The 20,903-nt window shown below is 64.5% G+C and carries 23 protein-coding genes; 6 read left to right on the forward strand and 17 right to left on the reverse strand.

What is annotated here, in order from left to right:
- Positions 1-9: 9 nt before the first annotated feature.
- From AACZ65_RS06495 to AACZ65_RS06570, 16 genes are all read right to left on the reverse strand, one after another.
- Positions 10-669, reverse strand: a complete 660-nt coding sequence (locus AACZ65_RS06495; RefSeq protein WP_339669054.1) for a phage tail tape measure protein — start codon at positions 667-669, stop codon at positions 10-12.
- Complete coding sequence (locus tag AACZ65_RS06500; protein WP_037269461.1) at positions 662-868, reverse strand: rcc01693 family protein; 207 nt, start codon at positions 866-868, stop codon at positions 662-664. Before AACZ65_RS06500 ends, AACZ65_RS06495 begins: the two co-directional genes overlap by 8 nt.
- Entirely contained in the window at positions 865-1,188 is a 324-nt protein-coding gene (locus AACZ65_RS06505) for a gene transfer agent family protein (RefSeq protein WP_037269458.1), read from the reverse strand. The genes AACZ65_RS06500 and AACZ65_RS06505 overlap by 4 nt, the downstream gene beginning before the upstream one ends.
- Before the next feature lie 5 nt (positions 1,189-1,193).
- Entirely contained in the window at positions 1,194-1,607 is a 414-nt protein-coding gene (locus tag AACZ65_RS06510) for a phage major tail protein, TP901-1 family (protein ID WP_296637488.1), read from the reverse strand.
- A gap of 24 nt (positions 1,608-1,631) precedes the next feature.
- Complete coding sequence (locus AACZ65_RS06515; protein WP_339669068.1) at positions 1,632-2,045, reverse strand: DUF3168 domain-containing protein; 414 nt, start codon at positions 2,043-2,045, stop codon at positions 1,632-1,634.
- Positions 2,042-2,380 carry a head-tail adaptor protein gene (locus tag AACZ65_RS06520; RefSeq protein ID WP_339669070.1) on the reverse strand — a complete coding sequence of 113 codons (339 nt, stop codon included), beginning with the start codon at positions 2,378-2,380 and terminating at the stop codon, positions 2,042-2,044. Before AACZ65_RS06520 ends, AACZ65_RS06515 begins: the two co-directional genes overlap by 4 nt.
- The gene (locus AACZ65_RS06525; RefSeq protein ID WP_339669073.1) at positions 2,380-2,979 is read right to left on the reverse strand and encodes a head-tail connector protein; all 600 of its coding nucleotides are present in this window, start codon (positions 2,977-2,979) and stop codon (positions 2,380-2,382) included. The genes AACZ65_RS06520 and AACZ65_RS06525 overlap by 1 nt, the downstream gene beginning before the upstream one ends.
- Before the next feature lie 150 nt (positions 2,980-3,129).
- A complete protein-coding gene (locus AACZ65_RS06530) occupies positions 3,130-4,311 on the reverse strand; it encodes a phage major capsid protein (RefSeq protein WP_339669076.1) in 1,182 nt (393 codons plus the stop codon).
- Between the two features lie 32 nt (positions 4,312-4,343).
- Complete coding sequence (locus tag AACZ65_RS06535; RefSeq protein WP_339669079.1) at positions 4,344-4,901, reverse strand: HK97 family phage prohead protease; 558 nt, start codon at positions 4,899-4,901, stop codon at positions 4,344-4,346.
- 23 nt (positions 4,902-4,924) lie between these two features.
- Positions 4,925-5,170: a hypothetical protein gene (locus AACZ65_RS06540; RefSeq protein ID WP_037269438.1), complete on the reverse strand. Its 246-nt coding sequence runs from the start codon at positions 5,168-5,170 to the stop codon at positions 4,925-4,927.
- Positions 5,163-6,353 (reverse strand): phage portal protein, encoded by a 1,191-nt coding sequence (locus tag AACZ65_RS06545; protein ID WP_339669494.1) that lies wholly within the window; start codon positions 6,351-6,353, stop codon positions 5,163-5,165. Before AACZ65_RS06545 ends, AACZ65_RS06540 begins: the two co-directional genes overlap by 8 nt.
- 103 nt (positions 6,354-6,456) lie before the next feature.
- Positions 6,457-7,557, reverse strand: a complete 1,101-nt coding sequence (locus AACZ65_RS06550) for an MHYT domain-containing protein (protein WP_339669083.1) — start codon at positions 7,555-7,557, stop codon at positions 6,457-6,459.
- 114 nt (positions 7,558-7,671) lie between these two features.
- Positions 7,672-9,651 (reverse strand): FAD-dependent oxidoreductase, encoded by a 1,980-nt coding sequence (locus AACZ65_RS06555; protein WP_339669086.1) that lies wholly within the window; start codon positions 9,649-9,651, stop codon positions 7,672-7,674.
- Positions 9,648-10,370 carry an NAD(P)-binding domain-containing protein gene (locus tag AACZ65_RS06560; protein WP_339669089.1) on the reverse strand — a complete coding sequence of 241 codons (723 nt, stop codon included), beginning with the start codon at positions 10,368-10,370 and terminating at the stop codon, positions 9,648-9,650. Before AACZ65_RS06560 ends, AACZ65_RS06555 begins: the two co-directional genes overlap by 4 nt.
- A gap of 1 nt (position 10,371) precedes the next feature.
- Complete coding sequence (locus AACZ65_RS06565) at positions 10,372-12,417, reverse strand: NADH:flavin oxidoreductase (protein ID WP_339669091.1); 2,046 nt, start codon at positions 12,415-12,417, stop codon at positions 10,372-10,374.
- 25 nt (positions 12,418-12,442) lie between these two features.
- Positions 12,443-14,011, reverse strand: a complete 1,569-nt coding sequence (locus AACZ65_RS06570) for a trimethylamine methyltransferase family protein (protein WP_339669496.1) — start codon at positions 14,009-14,011, stop codon at positions 12,443-12,445.
- 165 nt (positions 14,012-14,176) lie between these two features.
- Between AACZ65_RS06570 and AACZ65_RS06575 the strand changes: the two genes are divergently transcribed.
- The 6 genes from AACZ65_RS06575 (at position 14,177) to AACZ65_RS06600 (ending at position 19,985) form a co-directional block, all read left to right on the forward strand.
- Positions 14,177-14,824: a TetR/AcrR family transcriptional regulator gene (locus AACZ65_RS06575; protein ID WP_339669093.1), complete on the forward strand. Its 648-nt coding sequence runs from the start codon at positions 14,177-14,179 to the stop codon at positions 14,822-14,824.
- A gap of 121 nt (positions 14,825-14,945) precedes the next feature.
- Entirely contained in the window at positions 14,946-16,079 is a 1,134-nt protein-coding gene (locus tag AACZ65_RS06580) for an ABC transporter substrate-binding protein (protein WP_339669095.1), read from the forward strand.
- 115 nt (positions 16,080-16,194) lie between these two features.
- Positions 16,195-17,070: a uroporphyrinogen-III C-methyltransferase gene (gene cobA / locus AACZ65_RS06585; protein ID WP_339669097.1), complete on the forward strand. Its 876-nt coding sequence runs from the start codon at positions 16,195-16,197 to the stop codon at positions 17,068-17,070.
- The gene (locus AACZ65_RS06590; protein ID WP_339669099.1) at positions 17,058-18,323 is read left to right on the forward strand and encodes a cobyrinate a,c-diamide synthase; all 1,266 of its coding nucleotides are present in this window, start codon (positions 17,058-17,060) and stop codon (positions 18,321-18,323) included. Before cobA ends, AACZ65_RS06590 begins: the two co-directional genes overlap by 13 nt.
- A gap of 43 nt (positions 18,324-18,366) precedes the next feature.
- Positions 18,367-19,584: an MFS transporter gene (locus AACZ65_RS06595; protein WP_339669101.1), complete on the forward strand. Its 1,218-nt coding sequence runs from the start codon at positions 18,367-18,369 to the stop codon at positions 19,582-19,584.
- A gap of 14 nt (positions 19,585-19,598) precedes the next feature.
- The gene (locus tag AACZ65_RS06600; protein ID WP_339669104.1) at positions 19,599-19,985 is read left to right on the forward strand and encodes a hypothetical protein; all 387 of its coding nucleotides are present in this window, start codon (positions 19,599-19,601) and stop codon (positions 19,983-19,985) included.
- Between the two features lie 12 nt (positions 19,986-19,997).
- Here AACZ65_RS06600 and AACZ65_RS06605 read toward each other — a convergent pair whose 3' ends face one another.
- Positions 19,998-20,888, reverse strand: a complete 891-nt coding sequence (locus AACZ65_RS06605) for an NAD(P)-dependent oxidoreductase (RefSeq protein ID WP_339669106.1) — start codon at positions 20,886-20,888, stop codon at positions 19,998-20,000.
- Between the last annotated feature and the right edge of the window lie 15 nt (positions 20,889-20,903).

Here is a 20,903-nt window from a genome sequence, read left to right on the forward strand (position 1 = left end):
CGCTCCCTTTCAGCGATTGCGCCCACCGCGTCCGATCACGCGGCCAAGCTGCGCCGCGAGCTGCCCCTGAGAGCGGCGAAACCCTTCGGCGTCAGGCGTCTGAATATTCATCACCACGTTCACGCCCCCGCCGCCCTGCGCGCGCACGCCAAGACGACCATCCGGGCCACGGCTGAGCGGCATGATCGCCTCTGGCCCTGCCTCGCCCATCAACCCCATGCCGCCACGCATCGGAAAGCTCACAGGTCCGCTCACCACGCCACCATTGGCAAAGGGCTGTACCCGTCCCTGTGAAAATGACGCCCCCTTGGCGAACGGAAACAGCCCGCCCACAAGGCTGCCGATCCCCTGCGAAATCAGCCCGCCAATCTGGTCCGTCACCGGACGTGTCGCATCGTTGAAGGCGGTGTTGACCATGATCGTGGCCAACCTTCGCAAACTGTCCGTCAGGCCATCGCCATCGACCACTGCGCCGCGTATGGCGCCGCGCAATCCCCGGCTCAGGCCCCGTTCCAGCGATTGCACGTCTTGCCCGGCACTGGCAAAGCCGCCCTTTACCCGCGCAAGTTCCGCGCCAAAGGCCGCCGCCATTCCCGTGGCCTGGCCCATCACGTCATCGAGTGCTGCAATCTGCGCCTCAAGATCGTCGACCCGTTCCAACTCATCCATCGCTCATCTCTCCTTGTCTGTCGGGAAAGGCGCGCAACAGCGCCTCAAGCCCCGCGCGCGCCATGGGCTGCACGCCCTGCCGCTCGCCCAGCATCAAGCGCAATTCGGCTGGCGTAAGCGCCCAGAACTCCGCCGGTCGCAGGCCCAGTCCCTGCATCCCCGCGCGCATCAAGGCTGGCCAATCAAACCGCCCACTCATCCGCCCACCTCGGGCAGCGCAAAGGCGCGCGCCAAGAGTTCCGCCGCCGCCCGCGCCGCCGCCATGGGCCCGCCTTCAATGTCGGCACTCAGCAAATCCGCCGCCGACCCGCGCCAGCCGCCCCCGCGCAAACCCGCCACGATCAGCGCCAGCACATCGCGGGTGGAAAACGCCCCGCCCTCGAACCGTGCCACGAGATCGACCAGCGAACCGCTCTCCAGCGCCGCCTCCAACTCGGCCAAGGCCCCCAGCGTCAGCCGCATCACCTGCCGTTCGCCGCCAATGACCAGCGCCACTTCGCCTGCCCAGGGGTTGGCCATCACGTTCACAGCACCGTAAAGGTCAACTGCCCCGCCGAGGCGAGCGCCAACTCATAGGTCGCCTCGCCATCATGGGTGCCGCCGTATTCGATTGCCGTCACTTGGAATGGCCCCTCGATGGTGCCGAAATCCGGGATCACCACCTGAAAATCCGGCATCTCGCCGTCAAAGAAGATCTGCCGCGCGCGCGCATCACTGTCGGCATCGCGGAAAATGCCCGAGCCGCTGATGCTTGCGGATTTCACGCCCGCGCCCGCCAGCAACTCGCGCCAGCCGCCTGCGGATTCGAGGCTGGTCACATCCACGCTCTCGGCGTTGAAACTGACCCGCGTGGCGCGCAGTCCCGCTACCGTCTGAAAATTACCGCTGCCGTTCAGGTCAATCTTGACCAGCAGGTCCTTGCCATTCTGTACCGCCATTGTCGTCACTCCAGAGATTGAATGTTACACGCCCTCATCCACGCGCGCCTGAAAGATCAGGTCGATCCGTCGCGCCTGTCCGCCCGCTTCGCGCCGCGCGCGGGCGCGCAGGAAATCGAGGCTGCTCACCCGTCCGCGGACGAGGGAAAGCTCAGCCCCCACAAGCGCATCACTGACTGCGCCCGCCACCACTTTGGCCTGTTGAAATCCGGCGCTTTCGCTCACCACGGTGACCGTGAACCGATGCCACGCCCCGCCCGCCGTGCCGTCGCCGCGCTCGCGCGCCTCTTCGGGGCCGAGCGTCACATAGAGCGGCGGCACCCGGCCCGGCGGCACCGCGTCATGGATCGCACCGCCCACCAACGCGCTCAGCGCCGCGTCCTGAACAAGCCGCTGATAGACCGCCACCTGTAATCCCGCCGCCATCGCATAACTCATGACACCACCTCCTCTTGCGCCCAGAGGCTCAGGTATCGGCCCGCCCCATCGGCCTCTGTCACCGACAGGATCGCGAAAATCCGCGCACCATCGCGCAGCCGCTGTCCGGCCAAAGGCCGCGACGCCGCCCCTTGGGGCGCCGCGCGCACCGTGATCCGATAGCCTGCCCGCGCCACGGCCAACCCCGCGGCTTCGGCCTCTCGGCCCGACCGTGCGCTGACCTCGGCCCAGAGCGTCCCACGCGCCTCCCAGACTTCCGCGAACCCGCCCGCCCCATCCGCCAGACGCGACGCGCCCTCAAGCACCAGACGACGGTTCAACCTCGGACGCGCCATCACCGCGTCCCCCCACCCAACAGGCGCACCGTGCGATAGCGCTCGATCAGGCTGGCCACCCCAAAGGGCATGCAGCCGCTGCTCAGACTGGTCTCGTGCCGGTATTCGTAATAATGCGCCGCCAGCATCAGCACCGCTTGTGCCAGATCGGCGGGGACATCAGACCAACCCGCACCGTAACCCGCGCGAAACCTGATTTCCGCCACAGCGCCGCGCCCGATAGCGGGCAGGAACGTGCCCACAGGCCGAACAAGGGGCCGATGCGCATCCTGCTCCAACCTGTAGAGTGCAGGGGCGATCACCTCGACCTCATCCGCCCGGTTGCGCAAACCAAGGCTCAACACAGCGCTCACGGGGGCGACCGGCAAGGCCTGACCTGCCGCATCCCGCCACTGATGCAGCGCCCAGGAAAATTCGCGCTCCAGCAGCATCTTGCCTGTGCGCCCCTCGATGGCCGCAATCGCCGCGCGCAGAAAACTCTCCAGAACCGGGTCCTGGATATCGTCATCGGCAAACCCCGTGCCCAACCGCAGATGCGCCTTGAACTCCGCCAACGGCAGCGCGGCCGGGGACACCGCAGTTTCTTCGATTAACATCATGGACCTACTCCATATATCCCGGACCCCTCCGGTGGTTCAGGCGCGCACCATTCCGCGTTGCACGGACGGAGGGGACAGTTGGACAACGCCTCGCCCGAACGGCACGCGCCCCGGGGCAAGGGGATCACCCCCCGCCCCGTCGCCGCGTCCTCAGGAAACGGCGAACTTCAACAGCTTAATCGCCTTGAAATCAGACACATCGCCACCCACCCGCTTGGTCGCGTAGAACAACACATGCGGCTTGGCGCTGTAGGGATCGCGCAACACGCGCAGATCAGGGCGCTCGGCCACCGTGTAACCGGCATGGAAATCCCCAAAGGCAATCGCATTGGCCCCGGCGGCAATGTCCGGCATGTCCTCGGCGATCAGCACCGGATAGCCCATCAGCCGCGCAGGCTCTCCTGCCGCAAGCCCATCCGACCAGAGAAACCGCCCATCGGCATCCTTCATCTTGCGAATGGTGCCTGCGGTCTTGGAGTTCATCACGAAGGTGCCGTTCGCCCGGTATTGCGCGCCCAGGGCATAGACCAGATCGACAATCGGATCGGGCCCGGCAATCGCGCCCGCAACGCCCGTGGGCACATAGCCCAGATTGCCCCAGACCCAGACGTCATTGTCCACGCTCGGATGCGTCAGAAACCCGCGCGGTTTGTCCACCCCATCGCCCGCCACAAAGGCCGCCGCCTCTGCGCGCGCGAATTTGTCGGCGATACGCCCCGCAAGCCAACCTTCGACGTCAAAGGCGCTGTCATCCAAGAGCCGCTGGCTTGCCTTGGGCAACGCGCTCAGCTCATGCAGCGGGATACTGATCCGGTCGATCACCGGCGTGTCGGTCTCGGACACCGTGCCGCTCTCCGTGGCCCAGCCATGGCCGACATCGGTGTGATCCACCAGCACGTCAAAGCTGGTGGCCTCAACCGCCACCACATTGGCAACCGCCCGGATCGACGCGGTGGAACTCAGCACCGAGCGGATTGTCTCGGCGGTCTGCGGATCGACCAGATAGCCGCCCTCACCCGCAATCGCGGTATTGAGCGCCTTGCCCTCCAATTCGAGGCCGCGCAGCCCGTCATCGTCGCCACCGCGCAAATAGGCATCAAACGCCTTGCGGTGCGGCGCAGAGCCGTCTGTGGTCGCGGCAAGATGCGGACGTGCAAGCGCGATGGATTTGCGTTCAAACATGGTCAATTTCTCTTCTTGCTGTTGCAGTCGGTTGTGAATTTCGGCCCGAAAGCCGCTGAATTCGCTCAAGAAACCCGCCACTGCGGATTTCACCTCGGCCACCGGAGACAGATCTTCCCCGGCCCGAGCCTTCGCTTGGGTCATCATCATTCCATCCTTCAGGTTTGGGTCGTTGTCGGGCGCTACACCTGCGCCATCTCCCGGCGGGCCGCGTCAAACGCCGCCGCCATCTCGCGCAGGGTTTGGGCGTCGAGGGCATCGCCCTTGGCCGTCACCCGCGCACTGGGCAGCATCGGAAATGTCACCAGCGACACCTCCCACAGCTCCAGTTCCCGCAAGAGCCGCTGGCCCTTGTCATTCCTTGCCGCGCGCAGCGTGCGATAGCCGATGCTCAGCCCGTCAATCGCCCCTGCCGCGATCAGTGCCGCCGCCTCGCGCGCCCGTTCCACACGCTCCAAAAGCCGCCCCTTGACCCAGAGACCGCGCGCGTCCTCCCGCACCTCGTCCCAGATGCCGATGGGCTGCGCCGGATCATGCTGCCACAGCATCTTGACGCACCGCCCCTCCTTGGCCAACCGGCCGAGCGAGGCCGCATAGGCCCCGCGCTCGACAATATCGCCTCCCTGATCGGGCGCGCCAAAGAGGCTTGCATAGCCCTCGATCTGCCCCGCCTCGCTCACGCTCAGCATCGTGCCATCCAGCCGCGCAAACTTGCGCTCCAATCCCGGTTCCATTTCCATCCGCTTCCTCCTTTCGCTCGACTTCACCCCGGCAATACAGCCAAGAGCGGTTGAAACGCCTGCGCCAGTATCGCCGCCGCCACGCCGTAAACCGCCAACCAAAGCCGTCGCTCCAGACGCTCCAAAGCCGCCTCCATTCGCTCTTGGCGTTCGGTCAGCGCCCGCGTCTGCAATTCCGACACCCGTTCATGCGCCTCCAACCGCAGCCCAGGCGCGCAATCGAACGCCTCAAACCCGTAGCGCGGCGGCGCTGTGCCCCGCTCAGCCATCAACCTCCTCCGCCGCCACGGCAGGCAGGCCCAAAAGCCGCCTCTTTTCCGCTTCTGTCAGGAAATCCGCCGCGCTCACTCGCGCCCATTGCGCATCGCGCTCGGCGGCCAGGGCGGGCACCTGATCCAGATCGGGGGCAAGGTCCAGCACCGCGCCGCTCATGCGCCCCAACCACGCCGCAACCGTCGCCGTCACCCGCATCGCCAGCGGCAGAACCGTCAGGCGATAGAAGGCCCGGTTCGCCTCCTGATAATTGGCGAAGGTCGCATCGCCGGGAATGCCAAGCAGCATCGGTGGCACCCCAAAGGCCAGCGCAATCTCGCGCGCGGCACTCTCCTTGGTCTTCTGGAATTCCATGTCCGACGGGCTGAACCCCATCGGCTTCCAGTCCAGCCCGCCTTCGAGCAACATCGGACGCCCGGCATTGCGCGCGCCCTGATGATGCGCCTCCATCTCGCTTACCAGACGGTCATACTGATCGCCCGACATCGCCCCCTGCCCCTCAGGGCCCTTGTAGACAATCGCCCCCGAAGGCCGCGCGGCATTGTCCAAAAGCGCCTTGGACCAGCGGCTAGCCGAATTATGCACATCCAGCGCCTGCGCCGCTGCCTGAAGCGGGCTCAGCCCATAATGATCGTCCTGCGGGTGAAAGCTCTTGATGTGACAGACACAGGGCACACCTTCGCGCACATCGAACCGATGCTTGCGTCCGCCCACGGCATATTCGTAGGCCACGGGCCAACCGTCCGCCCCCGGCACCACACTCATCCGGTCAGAGCGCAGCACATGCAATTCTGCCGGCACGCCGCCCGACCCCACCGCCTCGATATAGGCATTACCGGTCAACAGGAGTTGCCCGTAAAGCGCCTCGAACAGCTCCGCCCGACCCTGCGCCGGATTGGGGCATTTGATCAGGCTCAGCACCGGATGAACGGCAAAGCGCTGCTCGCAATCCTGCAAGACAAGCGGCAGCGCCGCCGCAGCCTCGGCAATCATCTTGACACAACGAAACCCCACCGGATTTCCGGCAAACCCGGTGCGCGTCAGGCTGACCGTATCGCGCGGGCTCCAAGCCACGCGCCCCGCGCCATGCCAGGCCATCACGCGGCCCGTGGCACTTGCCTTCTGCTCGGGCGCCGCCTCCGGCACCGTGGCCCCTTGCCGAAAGAAATCCAGTATCATCGCGCCGCTCTCCTTGATCCCGCTCATGTCAGGCCTCTTGCCCGCTTGAGAGGCATCAGACCGTCAAAGGTTTAAGGAAAGTAAATCAGACCGCGCGCGCCACTCAGAGGCCCAGCGCCTCGCGCAACTCCGCCAGACGCGAGCGGCTGACCGGCGTAGTAACATCCTGTCCGCCAAGGTGAAAATGGCACAGGCCATTGTCCTTGCGCCGCTCGAAATGGGCCACATGAGCGGGGTTCACCAGATAGCTGCGATGCACCTTGAGAAACGGACCGGGGCTCAGCCGCCGCTCGGCCTCGGTGATCGACCAGGTGCAGAAATGCTTGTTGGCTCCGGCATATAGCAGCGTGTAATGGCCCTCGGCGCGTAGAAACGCCACGTCGCGCGCGTCGATGAAATGCGTCTGCCCATGCTGCTCATAGGGTATCCTCTGCATGACCTGGGCAGGTTTCACCTCGGGCGCTGCGGGCGACGCCTCGGCAGCCTTGCTTCCCTGCGCCAGAAACGTAACCCCCGTCAGCAAGAACGCGCCGCACAGCACGAAGGAACTGACCAGTACCCCAAGCGCCAGCACCTCATTTCCCATAAGCGGCCCGATTTCCTGCACCGTCGGCACCGCCACGAACCGCGTACCGAACACCGCCGCGAAATGCACAAGGAACACAGCGAAACCAAAGGCCAGCGTTCCCAGCAGGATATTGCGCGGCCGCCTTTGACCATAAGCCACCCAGATCGCAGCCACGCTCAGCCCACAGGCTGCCAGCACCGCCAAGACCACGCCCGGCAGCGTATAGACCGCCCGGCACAGTTGCAGCCCCGACATGCCCAGATAATGCATCGCCACGATACCAAGGCCAATGATACAGCCCGCCGCCGTCAGGCTCGCCCGTGTGCGCGGGTAGAAATGCAATAGCAACATCGCCGCGCCCACCATCAGGATCGCGATCAGCGCCGAGCCGAGCGTGATCATCGCATCGTAATAGATCGGAATCGGCAGTTGCAGCCCCAGCATCGCCACGAAATGCATCGACCAGATGCCGCCGCCCAGCGCAATCGCCGCCAAGGTCACAGAGAGTTTACGCAGTGCCACAGGTTGCGCCGCAATGCCCCGGGTCAATGAAAACCCGGTAAAGGCCGCCACGAGTGAGACACTCAGCGACGCCGCCACCAGCCAGAGGTTATGCGAATACTCCAGAAATTCCATGTCGATCCAACGGCTTGAGCATCCCGTAAGAGCGCCGGCTTCCCCCGCCGCGCTCTGCCTCCCCTGCCCCCGGATCGTATGTCGCCACTGCGCACCTTACAAGGCTCTTGACCTTCAGAGCCTCAGCGCCGCCTTGCGCCCATCGTGAAACGCCTGCGCCGCCAGCCGCGGTGCATGAGCATCGCCAATCAGAAGCGCGGGAATTCCCTGATCGGCAAGTTCTTCGCGCAAACTCACATCCGCCCGATTGGTCGTGGCCAACACCAGACTGTCCGCCGCGATATGCGATCGCTCTCCGGTCAAGAGGTCCACCACCTCTGCCCCACCGTTCTGCCAGCCGGTGATTGCACTTTCGGTCATAAAACGCACGCCCAGCGCCGCCAGCCGCCGCCGGAGCGGCAGATCGGCAGCGGAACGCTCCAATTCGCGCCCCACCATCGCTTGCGGCGTCACAATCACCACCTCATGCCCCGCCTCGGCCAGATGCCAGGCCGTGCCGCACCCGCGCCAATTGCCGCCCTCATCGAGCACGATCACCCGCTTGCCAAGACGCGCCGCGCGCCCCATCACATCCTCGACCGGCCAGACATTGCCATCCAGCCCCGGCAATTCCGCGACATGCGGGATCGCCTTTTGAAACCCGGTGCCGGCGGGCGACGACCCTGTGGCGAGGATCACATGATCCGCCCCCATCCCCGCAATATCATCCGCATCCAGATAGCTGTTGAACTGCACCTCTACACCCAGCCGCGCCAATTGCCGCGCGTACCACGCCAAGAGGTCGAGGATTTGCGCCCGCCTCGGCTGCAACCCCGCAAGGCGGAACTGCCCACCCAGCTCCGGCCCCGCCTCATGCAATCTCACACGGTGGCCGCGCTCGGCGGCGACCCGCGCCGCCTCCAGCCCCGCAGGTCCCGCGCCCACCACCAACACATCGCGCACCTGAGGCGCCGGGCTGAACCGATCCCCGCCCCACACATGCTCCCATCCCACCGACGGGTTGATCAGACACGAGATCCAGTAATCCCGGCTCCGCCGCCCCCAGCATTGCTGATTGCATGAAATGCAGCCGCGCACGTCCTCAGGTCTGCCCGCCTCGGCCTTGGCCACCAGATGCGGGTCGGCGATCTGCCCGCGCACGATCGAGACCATATCCGCCTCGCCTGCCCCCAACACGGTATTCGCATTCTCCGGCGTCCGAATATGGCTCTCGGCTGTCACTAACGCGTGTTTCACAACGCGCTTCAGCCGCACTGCCAGATCGACACCCAGCTTTTCGGGATAGAGAAACGTCGGCATCAGCGGATGAAAATCCAGATAGCTGCCCGATCCACAGGTGACGTAATCCATCAGCCGTTCGGTATCATGCAGCGCCACGATTTCCGCCATTGCGTCATGGTCCAACATCGCCTCGGCACTCGATCCGTCACTGACAGATAGCCCGACGATGAACTCCGGCCCACAGGCCGCGCGCACCCTGCGCAGGATCTCTCGTGAAAACCGCGTGCGGTTTTCCAGGCTCCCGCCCCACTCATCCTCGCGCGTGTTCGACATCGGCGTCCAGAACTGATCCAGTAGACAGTGATAGGCGGCCCAAATCTCGACCCCGTCGAACCCAGCTTTCTGACACCGCACCGCGGCGGCAACAAAGCTCTCGATCACTTCCTTGATCTCTGCCCCGCTCATCTCGTGGCTGCCGTCACTGTCATGCCAGCTTGGCCCGCCCGAGGGCGACCACGCCGCCTGCCAGCTATTGTCCTGATCCCCATGCGCACCGACATGATACAGCTGCTGCACCACCACGGCCCCATGCCGCTTGACCGCCTGCGTCAGCTTGGCAAAGGCCGGGATCACCGCGTCGCTGGAATGTCGGAAATTGCCGCGCGTCAACACCGCCGTCGGATGCACCGGCATCGGCTCGACCACGATCATCGCGGCCCCGCCAATGGCCCTTTCCTCGTAATAGGCAATATGGCGCGCGCCCGGCAGACCGTCCTCGGCCATATTCGTGGTATGGGCGCCAAACACCACCCGGTTGCGCAGGGTATGCCCCGCCAGCACCGCCGGGCGAAACACATGCGAAAACCCGCTCATACCTTGCCCCCCAGACGGTCCAAGCCGTCGCGCAATGCCTCACGCATCCCCGCCGCCTCCATGTGCTGCCTGAACCGCTGATTATAACCGCCCTCGGTGTTGAGCGCCTCCAGCATCGGCGCACAGGCCCCGCTCATCAGGCTGCTACCCACCAGATGCCGCAGAAACGCCTCGCCCTGCGCGCCATCCCCGCCCAACCACTCCGCCGCGACGCCGACCATCTGCACCGCTGGCGACAATACAGCCTGCGCACAAAGATACGCCTCCAGTTCCACCGCATCGCGCAAGCGGTAAACCGTGTTGGCAGGCGCAAAGAGCGCCTCGATAACGCCGACTTCACCCAGCGCCAGAATGGGCGATCCACCCCGCGCGATGCCCGGAAAGGGCAGCATCACCGCCTCTGCCCGCGCCGGGGCGACAAGCGGTCCGACCTCCTCCAGCGACAGCCCCGCCATGAACGAGACCACGCGCTGATCCGGCAGGAAGCGCAGCGCGCGCAGAACCTCGGGCGCATCCTCCGCCATAAGCCCCAGAAAGAGAACCTCGCTTGCCGCCACCACGCCCTGATTGGTGGCGACACTCACATTCGGGAATTCGGCCGCCAGCCGCGCCGCCCGCGCGGAATTTCTTTCCGACACTCTGATCTGATGCCCGTCCGGTGCAAGTCCCCGCACCACCGCCTCCGCAATGGTGCCGGTGCCCAGAAACCCAAGTCGCACCTCAGATGTCCTTCATCAGCCGGAGCGCATCGTAAATCGCCGCATGGGTATTGCGCGCGGACACCGCATCGCCAATCCGAAAGAGCTTGAATGTCCCTTCCGGATTGCGGACCACCTCTTGCGGACGACCGGCAATCAGCGCGTCGTGATCCACCTCGCCCAGGTTATGCGACAGCGGCTTCAACTCGAAGTAAAGATCATCAAGCGGCAAGGTGCCATAGTTCACCACCACCTGATCATAGGTCTTCTCAGAGGTGAACTTGCTGTAATCCGTCCCGATCTTGGCCTTCAGCCGATTGCCATCCCGCGTCACATCCAAGAGCCGCCGTGTCACCGTAAAGGTGACGTCCTTGTCCTGAAGGCTGCGCATATAGGGCACCAGGTTCATCGCCATGATATCCGGCGCAAACACCCGGTCCGGCGTCATCACCTCGACATTTGCCCCGGCATTGGCCGCGACCTCCGCTGCCATCAACCCCGGATGATCGCCGCTCTCGTCATAGATCAGCACGTTCTGCCCCGGCTTCACATCGCCCGAGATCAGATCCCATGCGGTGACAACCAGCTCCTGCTCCTTGCCGCTCTCGAACAGCTCGCGGTTGGGCAGCCCCCCCGTGGCCACGATCACCACATCGGGGTTGAGCGTCGTCACATCCTCGACCTCGGCAAAGGTGTTGAAATGAAACGCCACATCGCGCGCGGCGCATTGCGCCATGCGCCAGTCGATGATGCTGATCATCTCGCGCCGCCGGGGATTGAGTGCGGTCAACCGGATTTGCCCGCCCGGATCGGGCTGCGCCTCGAACACCGTCACATCATGGCCGCGCTCTGCCGCCACGCGCGCCGCCTCAAGCCCCGCAGGACCAGCGCCCACGATCACCACCTTCTTGCGTGTCTCAGCCGGGGCAATCTCATGCGGCATGGTCAGTTCACGGCCCGTCGCAGCGTTGTGGATACACAGTGCCTCACCGGCGGCATAAATCCGGTCCAGACAGAACGTGGCCCCTACGCAGGGCCGAATATCATCCTCGCGCCCCTCGATGATCTTCTTCACGATATGCGGATCCGCCATATGCGCCCGCGTCATGCCAACCATATCGAGTAGCCCCGCTTGAATCGCATGCCGCGCGGTGGCCACATCGGGGATCTTGGCGGCATGGAACGTGGGCATGCCCGTCGCCGCCCGGACCGCGCCCGCGAAATCCAGGTGCGGTGCGTTTTTCATCCCCTGCACCGGGATCACATCGGTCATCGCCGGGTCGGTATGGATACGCCCCCGGATCACGTTGAGGAAATCGACCATGCCGGTGGCCGCCAACCGCTTGGAAATCTCCAACCCCTCCTCGGGCGTGATCCCCCCCGCCTCGGCCTCATCCGCCGTATACCGCAGGCCGACGATGAACTCCGACCCCACCCGCTTGCGAATGGCGGCCAGCACGTCCAAGAGCAGCTTCATCCGGCTATCGAGACTTTGCCCGCCGTAAGGCCCGTCCAGATCATTGGTCAGCGGCGACCAGAACTGGTCGAGCAGATGGCCATAGACCTGCAATTCGATGCCGTCCATGCCGCCTTCCTTCATCCGCTCGGTGGCATCGGCGAAATCAGAGATGATGCGCGCGATGTCCCAATCCTCCGCCAGCTTGGGAAAGGCCCGGTGCGCCGGTTCGCGGTGCTTGGTCGAGGATACCGATGGCAGCCAATCGCCCTTGGCCCAGCCCGTCCGCCGCCCCAGATGCGTGAGCTGGATCATCACCGCGCAGCCATGCTCGTGACAGGCGTCGGTCAACTGCCGGATATAGGGCACCACCTCGTCTTTATAGGCCAGAACATTGTTGAACACGGGCGGGCTGTCCTTGGACACCGCTGCCGAACCTGCGGTCATCGCCAGCGCCACGCCCGCGCGGGCGCGCTCGGCGTGATAGGCGGTATAGCGCGCCTTGGGCATGCCATCCTCTGGATAGGCCGGTTCATGGCTCGTGGTCATGATCCGGTTTTTCAGGGTCAGATGCTTGAGTTGATAGGGTTGCAGCAGCGGGTCACGCGACATGGGGCTTGCCTCTCGTCAATTCGTTTCAATACCAGGCGTCGGCCATTTCGGACTTGCGTCGCGCGATGAACTCGCACAGCGCACCATCAATCCCCGGATCAAGCGGCGGTGCCTCGAAGTTCGCCAACACGTCTTTCCACGCCCGATTGGCACGGGTCATCGCATCGACCCCGCCCGCCTCCGACCATGTCTCATAGGTGTCGTTGTCGTCCAGCCCGCTGTCCCAATAGGCGGTCTCGTAATGGCGCAGCGTATGGGCACACCCGAACATATGCTCCCCCGGTCCCTTCTCGGCCAAGGCTTCAAACGCCAGCGTATCCTCGTTCACGTCCAACCCCTTGAGCCAGGCATGCAGCGCGCCGCACATATCCATATCCAGCATCAGCTTTTCATAGGACATCGACAGCAACCCATCGAGGAACCCGGCGGAATGCAGGATGAAATTCGCCCCCCCATTCACCGCCGACATCATCGACATCATGGATTGCGTCATCGCCTGCGCGTCGGGCAGCTTCGAGGTGCTGAAATTGCCCGCACAGCGCAGGGGCATGTTCAGCCGCCGCGCGATCTGACCCATCACCAGCGATCCCAGCGCAGGCTCGGGCGTCCCGAACGTGGGGGACCCGGTGCGCAGCGACATCGACGAGAGAAAACTGCCCAGAATCGCGGGCGCGCCGGGCCGCACCAATTGCGTCAGCGCACAGCCCACCATGCTCTCGGCCAGACATTGCGCAATCGCCCCCGGCATGGTCAGTGGCGATACAGCGCCCCCCAACAGAAACGGCAGATGGATGGATCCCTGACCGGCGGCGGCATAGGCGCGGATGCCCCGCGTGCTCACCCCATCCCAGACAAGGGGCGAGGTCGAATTGAAATTGCCCATGATCACGCAATGGCTGTCCACATACTCCGCCCCGAACAGGATGCGACACATCTCGATACTGTCCTCGGCCCGCTCCGGCGCGGTGATCGACCCGAGGAAAGCCCGATCCGAATAGCGCATATGCGCATAGACCATATCCAGATGCCGCTTGTTCACCGGAATATCCGTCGGCTCACAAATCGTGCCGCCCGAATGATGCAGCCAGGGCGAGGATTGCGCCAGCTTGATCAGATTCTGGAAATCCTCGATCGTGCCATAGCGCCGCCCCTTGTCCAGATCCATCACGAAGGGCGAGCCATAGGCAGGCGCAAACACCATCGACTTGCCGCCGATCCGCACCGACTTGGCCGGGTTGCGCGCGTATTGCGTGAATTCCGCCGGGGCGGTGGCCAACAGACCACGAATGAGGCCCGGCTCAAAGGTCACATTCCACGCCTCCGGCCCCACTTCCCGCGCCTTGCCGCCCGCCTGCTGAAAGAGGCGCACAGTCTCCGGGTCTTCGCGAAACTCGATGCCGATTTCGGCCAGAATCCGGTCGGCGGTCGCGATGATCGCATCAAGCCCCTCCTCCGACGCGATGTCATGGGTGGGAATGCCGCGCGTGATATAGGGCACATGCAGCGGGTTCACCGCAGTGCCCGCGCCCGTGCCGCGCCGGACCTGCATTGCGGCCCGCCCACCGCGTGACCGACGAGGAGACGGGGTGGGCATATCAACAAGACTGTCGGTGGAAATGGCGTGCGGCATCGGCCTGATCCTGAGCTGGCCGGGCAGCACCCGGCGATAGTGGGAAATGTAATCGACACTACTGTCGAGAAAATCCACTAATCTGTCAAGAGATTTGCCACCGCCGTCAAAACCGTCTAGGCTCGGCCCATGACCAACGCCCCAATCACGCGCCGCCCCAAACCCGCCCCCGATCCCGCAACCCGCGGTTCCGAGGATCTATGGCTCAACGCCGCCTATGAGGTGCTCGTCACCGCCGGGGTGGATGCGGTCAAGGTGATGCCGCTGGCCCAGATGCTTGGCCTCTCGCGCACCAGTTTCTATTGGCATTTCAAGGACCGCGAGGCGCTTCTGGCCGCCCTGCTCGACCGCTGGGAAGCGCAGAACACCGGCAATCTCGTCGCCCGCACCGAGGCCTACGCCGAATCCATCAACGAGGCGCTCTACAATCTCTTCGACTGCTGGCTCACCCGTGACCTCTTTGATTCCCGCCTCGATTTCGCGATCCGCAACTGGGCGCTCGGCGATCCAGTGGTCAAGGCCAAGCTGCAACGCACGGACGAGACCCGCATCACCGCAATCCGCACCATGTTCGAGCGATTCGGCTACGCCCCCGATCACGCCGACACCCGCGCCCATACCGTCTATTACACCCAGATCGGCTATATCTCGATGATGGTCGCCGAACCCCGCGACATCCGCATCGCCCGCATGCCTGCCTATGTTGAGAATTTCTCGGGCCATCCCCCGACCCCCGCCGAGACTGACCGCTTCATGGCGCGCCATACCAGCCCCTGATCCATTCCGCTCGCATCTGGACCTTTTGTCAAAGCTGTGGAAAGGATTGAGCATCGCCTTCTGGGGGACCAAGGGCAAACCGGGACGGACAAAACCGCCCGACATCAGGGAGAGATGACACATGACATTCAAGACACTGGCCATCGCTGGCGCGCTCAGCCTCGCCGCCGTCACTGCGCAGGCTGACATCAAGGTCGGCATGATTACCACCCTGTCGGGCGGCGGCGCGGGCCTCGGCATCGACGTGCGCGACGGCTTCATGCTCGCGCTGGAACAATCCGGGCGCACCGACATCGAGGTGATCATCGAGGACGATCAACGCAAGCCCGACATCGCCGTGCAACTCTCTGACAAGATGATCCAGTCCGACAAGGTCGACGTGATGACGGGCATCATCTGGTCCAACCTCGCCATGGCCGTGATTCCCGGCGCTGTGGCCCAAGGCAAGTTCTATCTCTCGCCCAACGCCGGCCCCTCGGCGCTGGCCGGTCAAGGCTGCTTGCCCAACTATTTCAACGTCGCTTGGCAAAACGACAACCTGCACGAGGCCGCCGGCGCCTATGCCAATGACGCAGGGTATAAAAACAGCTTCATCCTCGCGCCCAACTATCCGGCAGGTCAGGACGCGCTCACAGGCTACAAACGGTTCTACAAGGGCGAGTTGGCAGGCGAAATCTACACCCAGCTCGGCCAAACCGATTACGCCGCTGAAATCGCCCAGATCCGCGCGTCCGGTGCCGACTCGGTCTTCTTCTTCCTGCCCGGCGGCATGGGCATTTCCTTCCTCAAGCAATATGCCGATAGCGGCGTTGGCCTGCCCGTGGTCGGCCCGGCCTTCAGCTTTGACCAAGGCATCCTTCAGGCCGTGGGCGACGCGGCCCTTGGCATCGTGAACACCTCGCAATGGTCCAAGGATATCGACAACGAAACCAACTTGGCCTTTGTTGCCAGCTTTCAGGAAAAATATGGCCGCCTGCCCTCGCTCTATGCAAGCCAGGGGTTCGATACCGCCAACCTCCTGATCTCCGCTCTGGATCAGGCACAACCCTCAGACGCTGACGCCTTCCGCGCAGCCCTCAAAGCTGCCGATTTCGCCAGCACGCGCGGTGATTTCGCCTTTGGCAACAACCATCACCCGATCCAGGACATCTATGTTCGCGAAGTGATCAAGGAAGGCGACGTCTACACCAACAAGATCATCGGTGTGGCGCTCGAGGATCACGCCGACGCCTACGCGGCTGAGTGCAAGATGTAACACACACCCCGGCCGGGCCTTCCCAAGGCCCGGTCACTCCCGGCATGTCGCTCTGACCCCGGTGCATGGTCGTTTGCCACCTTTCCCCCGAATGAAACTCGCGCCATAGAAAGACATGACCGACTCGCACCACCCCACTCTCCCCTCGCTTCCCGGCGGCCAATGGCCCCGGATGGAACCCGGCTGGGTCTGGCTTTGTGGTGCAGGCCCCGGCGACCCCGGCCTTTTGACGCTCCACGCGGTCAACGCGCTGCAACAGGCCGATGTGGTGATCTATGACGCGCTGGTGCAGGACTGCATCCTCGACTGGGCACCGCAGGCCCGCCACATCTACGCCGGCAAACGTGGTGGCAAACCCTCGGCCAAGCAACGCGACATTTCCCTGCAACTGGTGGACCTCGCCCGCGAGGGCAAGCGCGTGCTCCGCCTCAAGGGCGGCGATCCTTTCGTGTTCGGCCGCGGCGGCGAAGAGGCCCAGACGCTGGTGCAGCACGGCGTGCCCATCCGCATCATTCCGGGCATCAGCGCAGGCATCGGCGGGCTGGCCTATGCCGGCATACCCGTGACCCACCGCGACGTGAACCAATCCGTGACCTTCGTCACCGGCCACGATCAATCCGGCCTCACGCCCTCCTCGCTCGACTGGCAGGCCATCGCGCAGGGCAGTCAGGTGATCGTGATCTACATGGGCATGAAACACGCAAGCCAGATCAGCGCGGCACTTCTCGACGCAGGCCGCCCGGCGGATGAGCCTTGCGCGGTCGTGTCCTCTGCCACCACCCCGGATCAGCGCGTGCTGGAAACCACCCTCGGACGGCTTGCCGCCGATATCGACTCCAGCGGCTTCGAGCCGCCCGCGATCCTCTGCATCGGGCGTTCGGTGCTCATGCGTCAGGTGCTCGACTGGCAAGGCATGATGGCCGGTGCCGCGCCGCGTGATCTCGACCCGCTCGGGCGCGGCCTGCCAGCCGAGACCGCATGCGGGGGCTGATCCTCGCCGCGCCCTCCTCCGGGGCGGGCAAGACCACGCTCACCCTCGCCCTGCTGCGCCTTCTCTCCCGCGAGGGTTTGCATGTGCGCGGGGCAAAGTCCGGCCCCGATTACATCGACCCGCGCTTTCACGAGGCCGCCTGCGGCGCGCCTTGCCCCAATCTCGACGCTTGGGCCATGACGCCCGACCGCCTGAGCAGCCTTGCGGCGGGCGACGGCCTGTTGATCATCGAGGGGGCAATGGGCCTCTTCGACGGAGCGCCCCCAGACGGCCGCGGCGCTGTGGCCGATCTGGCGCGGCATCTGGACCTGCCGGTCGTTCTGGTGGTGGACGCAGGCCGTATGGCAGGCTCGATCGCGCCGCTCGTGGCCGGGTTCGCAGGGTTTGACCCAATGGTGCGCGTGTCTGGCATCATGCTCAACAACACAGGCTCCGACCGGCACGAGGCGATGCTGCGCCGCGCTCTTGCGCCTCTTGGCCTGCCCGTTCTGGCAGCACTCCGCCGCAACCCGGCGCTGGCGCAACCCTCTCGCCATCTGGGGCTGGTGCAGGCCGCTGAGCGCCCCGACCTTGAACAGTTCCTCGACACCGCCGCCGACGCATTGGCCGCAACCCTCGACCGTGACGCGCTCCTGTCGCTGGCCGCCCCATTACCCGGGCCGACATCCGCCCCGCGCCTTACCCCACCGGCACAGGTCATCGCCGTGGCCCAGGACTGCGCCTTCGGATTCACTTATCCGCACATGCTCGCCGACTGGCGCGCGGCCGGGGCCGAACTCAAACCCTTCTCACCCCTCGCCGACGACCCGGTGCCAGAGGCCGGTTTCATCTTTTTGCCCGGCGGCTACCCGGAGCTGCACGCAGGCCGCCTCTCGTCCAACCATATCTTCATGCAAAGTCTCAGAAATGCCGCGCAACATGCAGATATTTATGGAGAATGTGGTGGATACATGACGCTGGGGACTGGCCTGATCGACGCCTCGGGCACCCCTCATGCCATGGCCGGCCTGCTGCCGCTCGAAACCAGCTTTGCCACACGTCGGCTACATCTGGGCTATCGCACCCTGACCGCCGCCCAAGGCCCATTCCCCGGCACATGGGCCGCGCATGAATTCCACTACGCCACCACCTTGCAGGCCGACGGCCCGGCGCTGTTCTCCGCCACCGATGCCGAAGGCACGGCTCTTGCCCCCATGGGTCTTACCCTTGGCCGGGTCAGCGGCTCTTTCGCGCATCTCATCGACCGCACCTGAATTACGCTTGCAGGCCTCGCGCGACGGGTCTAGCACTTGCGCCATGACCGATACAGCCCTCCTTCCTGACGACAGCCGCGCCAAGCGCAATGTGGCCGTTCTCGTCGCAGCCCAAGCCATTTTGGGCGCACAAATGCCGATGATCTTCGTCGTGGGCGGACTTGCCGGGCAATCTCTGGCGTCAAACATCTGCTTCGCCACCCTGCCCATATCGTTGATCGTGCTGGGCTCGATGCTCTCGGCCACGCCCATTTCGCACCTTATGCAACGCTACGGCCGCCGCGCGGGCTTTGTGATCGGCGCCTGTGCCGGGGCCATCGGCGGGGCGATTGGCGCATACGGTCTTTACACCGCCTCCTTCCCGATCTTCCTGTTGGGCAGCCTGATCACCGGCACCTATATGTCGGCCCAGGGGTTTTACCGCTTTGCCGCCGCAGATACCGCCAGCGACGCTTTCCGCGCCAAGGCGATTTCCTATGTCATGGCCGGTGGCCTGCTCAGTGCCGTGATCGGCCCGCAACTGGTCAAGGCCACCTCGCAGGCCATGGTGATCCCGTTCCTTGGCACCTATCTTGCCGTCATTGCCCTGAATATCGCAGGCGCATTTCTCTTTCTCCTGCTCGACATCCCGAAGCCGCCCGTGCCCGCCGTGGATGCCCCTCATGGCCGCACACGGATGGAACTCCTGAAAACCCCGCGCATCGCCGTGGCGGTGATCTGCGCGACGGTGTCCTACGCGCTGATGAACCTTGTGATGACCTCGACACCGCTCGCCGTGGTCGGCTGCGGCTTTGACGCGGGCAACGCGGCGGATGTGGTCACGGCGCATGTGCTGGCCATGTATATCCCCTCTTTCTTCACCGGCCACCTGATTGCCCGCTTTGGCGTGGAAAAGATCGTGGCCACCGGCCTTGTCATCCTCGCCGGTGCGGGGGCTGTGGCCCTCAACGGCGTGCAGCTGGAAAATTTCTTTGTCGCCCTCATCCTCTTGGGCATCGGCTGGAACTTCGGCTTTATCGGGGCCACCACCATGCTCGCAGGCGCCCATGCGCCGCACGAGCGTGGGCGGATGCAGGGCCTCAACGACCTCATTGTCTTTGGCGGCGTGACCTTTGCCTCGCTCTCGTCGGGTGGGCTGATGAATTGCTCAGGCGGCACGCCTCAGGCTGGCTGGACGTCCGTAAACCTCGCCATGGCCCCGTTCCTGATGCTGGCGGGCGGCGCGCTGATATGGCTGACGCTGCGCCCCAAGGACGCCTGATAGAAGGGGCAAACATGATATTGCAAATTTGGCAGAGTTACCGCCGCCTCCCCCTCTGGGTGCAGCTTTGGGTCGCGCTCATCCTCGTGCCGGTCAATGCCGCGTCGCTCTTTTTTGTCACGCAGCCCGCAGGCGCGTGGCTGGCGCTCATGGCGGTGGGCGCCATGCTCTGCAATGGTGTGCTGATGCTGGTCGAGCGCGGCTTTTCCAAGGTGATGGCCGTGCCGCATGTTCTGATCTGGACGCCGATGCTGGGGCTGATCCTGTGGCTCTTGACCCAAGACATCGCCGATGGCTTTCGGACCTATCTCCTGATCCTGCTGGCGGTCGATGTCTTTTCGCTCATCCTCGACGTCATCGACACCCGCAAATGGCTGTCAGGCGACCGCAAGATCGCCTGACGCCCTGTTTGTTCAGCCCAGCTTGCGCAGACGCGCAAAGAGGCTCGAGGTATCCCAACGCCCGCCGCCCATCTTCTGCACATCCTTGTAGAACTGATCGACCAGCGCCGTCACCGGCAGGCTCGCGCCGGTCTCGTCTGCGGTGCTCAGGCAAATGCCCAGGTCCTTGCGCATCCAGTCGACGGCAAAACCGTGGTTCCACTTGTCGTCCAGCATGGTCTCATAGCGGTTCGACATCTGCCACGACCCGGCCGCACCCTGAGAGATCACCTCGACCACCGCGCGCCCGTCGAGGCCCGCCTTCTCGGCGAAATGCAGCGCTTCGGCCAGCCCCTGCACCAGACCGGCAATCGCGATCTGATTGCACATCTTGGTCATCTGACCGGCCCCGCTCTCGCCGATCCGGCGGCAGAGCTTGGCATAGACCTGCATCACCGGCTCGGCCGCCGCATAAGCCGCCTCATCGCCGCCACACATGATCGAAAGCTGGCCATTCTCTGCCCCCGCCTGACCGCCCGACACCGGCGCATCGACAAAATTCAGCCCCGCCGCCTTGGCCTCGGCGTAAAGCTCGGCCGTGACCTTCGACGACACCGTAGTGTGATCCACGAACACCGCGCCTGTCGCCATCCCGGCAAAGGCACCATCTGCCCCCTGACAGACCGAGCGCAGATCGTCGTCATTGCCCACGCAGGCCATCACGAAGTCGGCCCCCGCTGCGGCCTCGCGCGGGGTGGCGGCGTGCCGCCCGCCATGCTGGGCCGCCCACGCTTCGGCTTTGGCGGCCGTGCGGTTGTAGACACAGACCTCATGCCCAGCTGCCGCCAGATGCCCCGCCATCGGATAGCCCATAACCCCGAGCCCCAGAAACGCCAGTTTTGCCATTGTCCTGTCCTCTCCCATACTGTGTGCCATTGT

The sequence above is a fragment of the uncultured Roseovarius sp. genome, from assembly GCF_963972555.1.
Taxonomy (GTDB): Bacteria; Pseudomonadota; Alphaproteobacteria; order Rhodobacterales; family Rhodobacteraceae; genus Roseovarius; species Roseovarius mucosus.

Excerpts from the sequence above, each read along its gene's own strand:
- AACZ65_RS06495 (WP_339669054.1), bottom strand. The coding sequence starts at position 669 with ATGGATGAGTTGGAACGGGTCGACGATCTTGAGGCGCAGATTGCAGCA.
- AACZ65_RS06500 (WP_037269461.1), bottom strand. The coding sequence starts at position 868 with ATGAGTGGGCGGTTTGATTGGCCAGCCTTGATGCGCGCGGGGATGCAG.
- AACZ65_RS06505 (WP_037269458.1), bottom strand. The coding sequence starts at position 1,188 with ATGGCCAACCCCTGGGCAGGCGAAGTGGCGCTGGTCATTGGCGGCGAA.
- AACZ65_RS06510 (WP_296637488.1), bottom strand. The coding sequence starts at position 1,607 with ATGGCGGTACAGAATGGCAAGGACCTGCTGGTCAAGATTGACCTGAAC.
- AACZ65_RS06515 (WP_339669068.1), bottom strand. The coding sequence starts at position 2,045 with ATGAGTTATGCGATGGCGGCGGGATTACAGGTGGCGGTCTATCAGCGG.
- AACZ65_RS06520 (WP_339669070.1), bottom strand. The coding sequence starts at position 2,380 with ATGGCGCGTCCGAGGTTGAACCGTCGTCTGGTGCTTGAGGGCGCGTCG.
- AACZ65_RS06525 (WP_339669073.1), bottom strand. The coding sequence starts at position 2,979 with ATGATGTTAATCGAAGAAACTGCGGTGTCCCCGGCCGCGCTGCCGTTG.
- AACZ65_RS06530 (WP_339669076.1), bottom strand. The coding sequence starts at position 4,311 with ATGATGATGACCCAAGCGAAGGCTCGGGCCGGGGAAGATCTGTCTCCG.
- AACZ65_RS06535 (WP_339669079.1), bottom strand. The coding sequence starts at position 4,901 with ATGGAAATGGAACCGGGATTGGAGCGCAAGTTTGCGCGGCTGGATGGC.
- AACZ65_RS06540 (WP_037269438.1), bottom strand. The coding sequence starts at position 5,170 with ATGGCTGAGCGGGGCACAGCGCCGCCGCGCTACGGGTTTGAGGCGTTC.
- AACZ65_RS06545 (WP_339669494.1), bottom strand. The coding sequence starts at position 6,353 with ATGATACTGGATTTCTTTCGGCAAGGGGCCACGGTGCCGGAGGCGGCG.
- AACZ65_RS06550 (WP_339669083.1), bottom strand. The coding sequence starts at position 7,557 with ATGGAATTTCTGGAGTATTCGCATAACCTCTGGCTGGTGGCGGCGTCG.
- AACZ65_RS06555 (WP_339669086.1), bottom strand. The coding sequence starts at position 9,651 with ATGAGCGGGTTTTCGCATGTGTTTCGCCCGGCGGTGCTGGCGGGGCAT.
- AACZ65_RS06565 (WP_339669091.1), bottom strand. The coding sequence starts at position 12,417 with ATGTCGCGTGACCCGCTGCTGCAACCCTATCAACTCAAGCATCTGACC.
- AACZ65_RS06570 (WP_339669496.1), bottom strand. The coding sequence starts at position 14,011 with ATGCCCACCCCGTCTCCTCGTCGGTCACGCGGTGGGCGGGCCGCAATG.
- AACZ65_RS06575 (WP_339669093.1), top strand. The coding sequence starts at position 14,177 with ATGACCAACGCCCCAATCACGCGCCGCCCCAAACCCGCCCCCGATCCC.
- AACZ65_RS06580 (WP_339669095.1), top strand. The coding sequence starts at position 14,946 with ATGACATTCAAGACACTGGCCATCGCTGGCGCGCTCAGCCTCGCCGCC.
- cobA (WP_339669097.1), top strand. The coding sequence starts at position 16,195 with ATGACCGACTCGCACCACCCCACTCTCCCCTCGCTTCCCGGCGGCCAA.
- AACZ65_RS06590 (WP_339669099.1), top strand. The coding sequence starts at position 17,058 with ATGCGGGGGCTGATCCTCGCCGCGCCCTCCTCCGGGGCGGGCAAGACC.
- AACZ65_RS06595 (WP_339669101.1), top strand. The coding sequence starts at position 18,367 with ATGACCGATACAGCCCTCCTTCCTGACGACAGCCGCGCCAAGCGCAAT.
- AACZ65_RS06600 (WP_339669104.1), top strand. The coding sequence starts at position 19,599 with ATGATATTGCAAATTTGGCAGAGTTACCGCCGCCTCCCCCTCTGGGTG.
- AACZ65_RS06605 (WP_339669106.1), bottom strand. The coding sequence starts at position 20,888 with ATGGGAGAGGACAGGACAATGGCAAAACTGGCGTTTCTGGGGCTCGGG.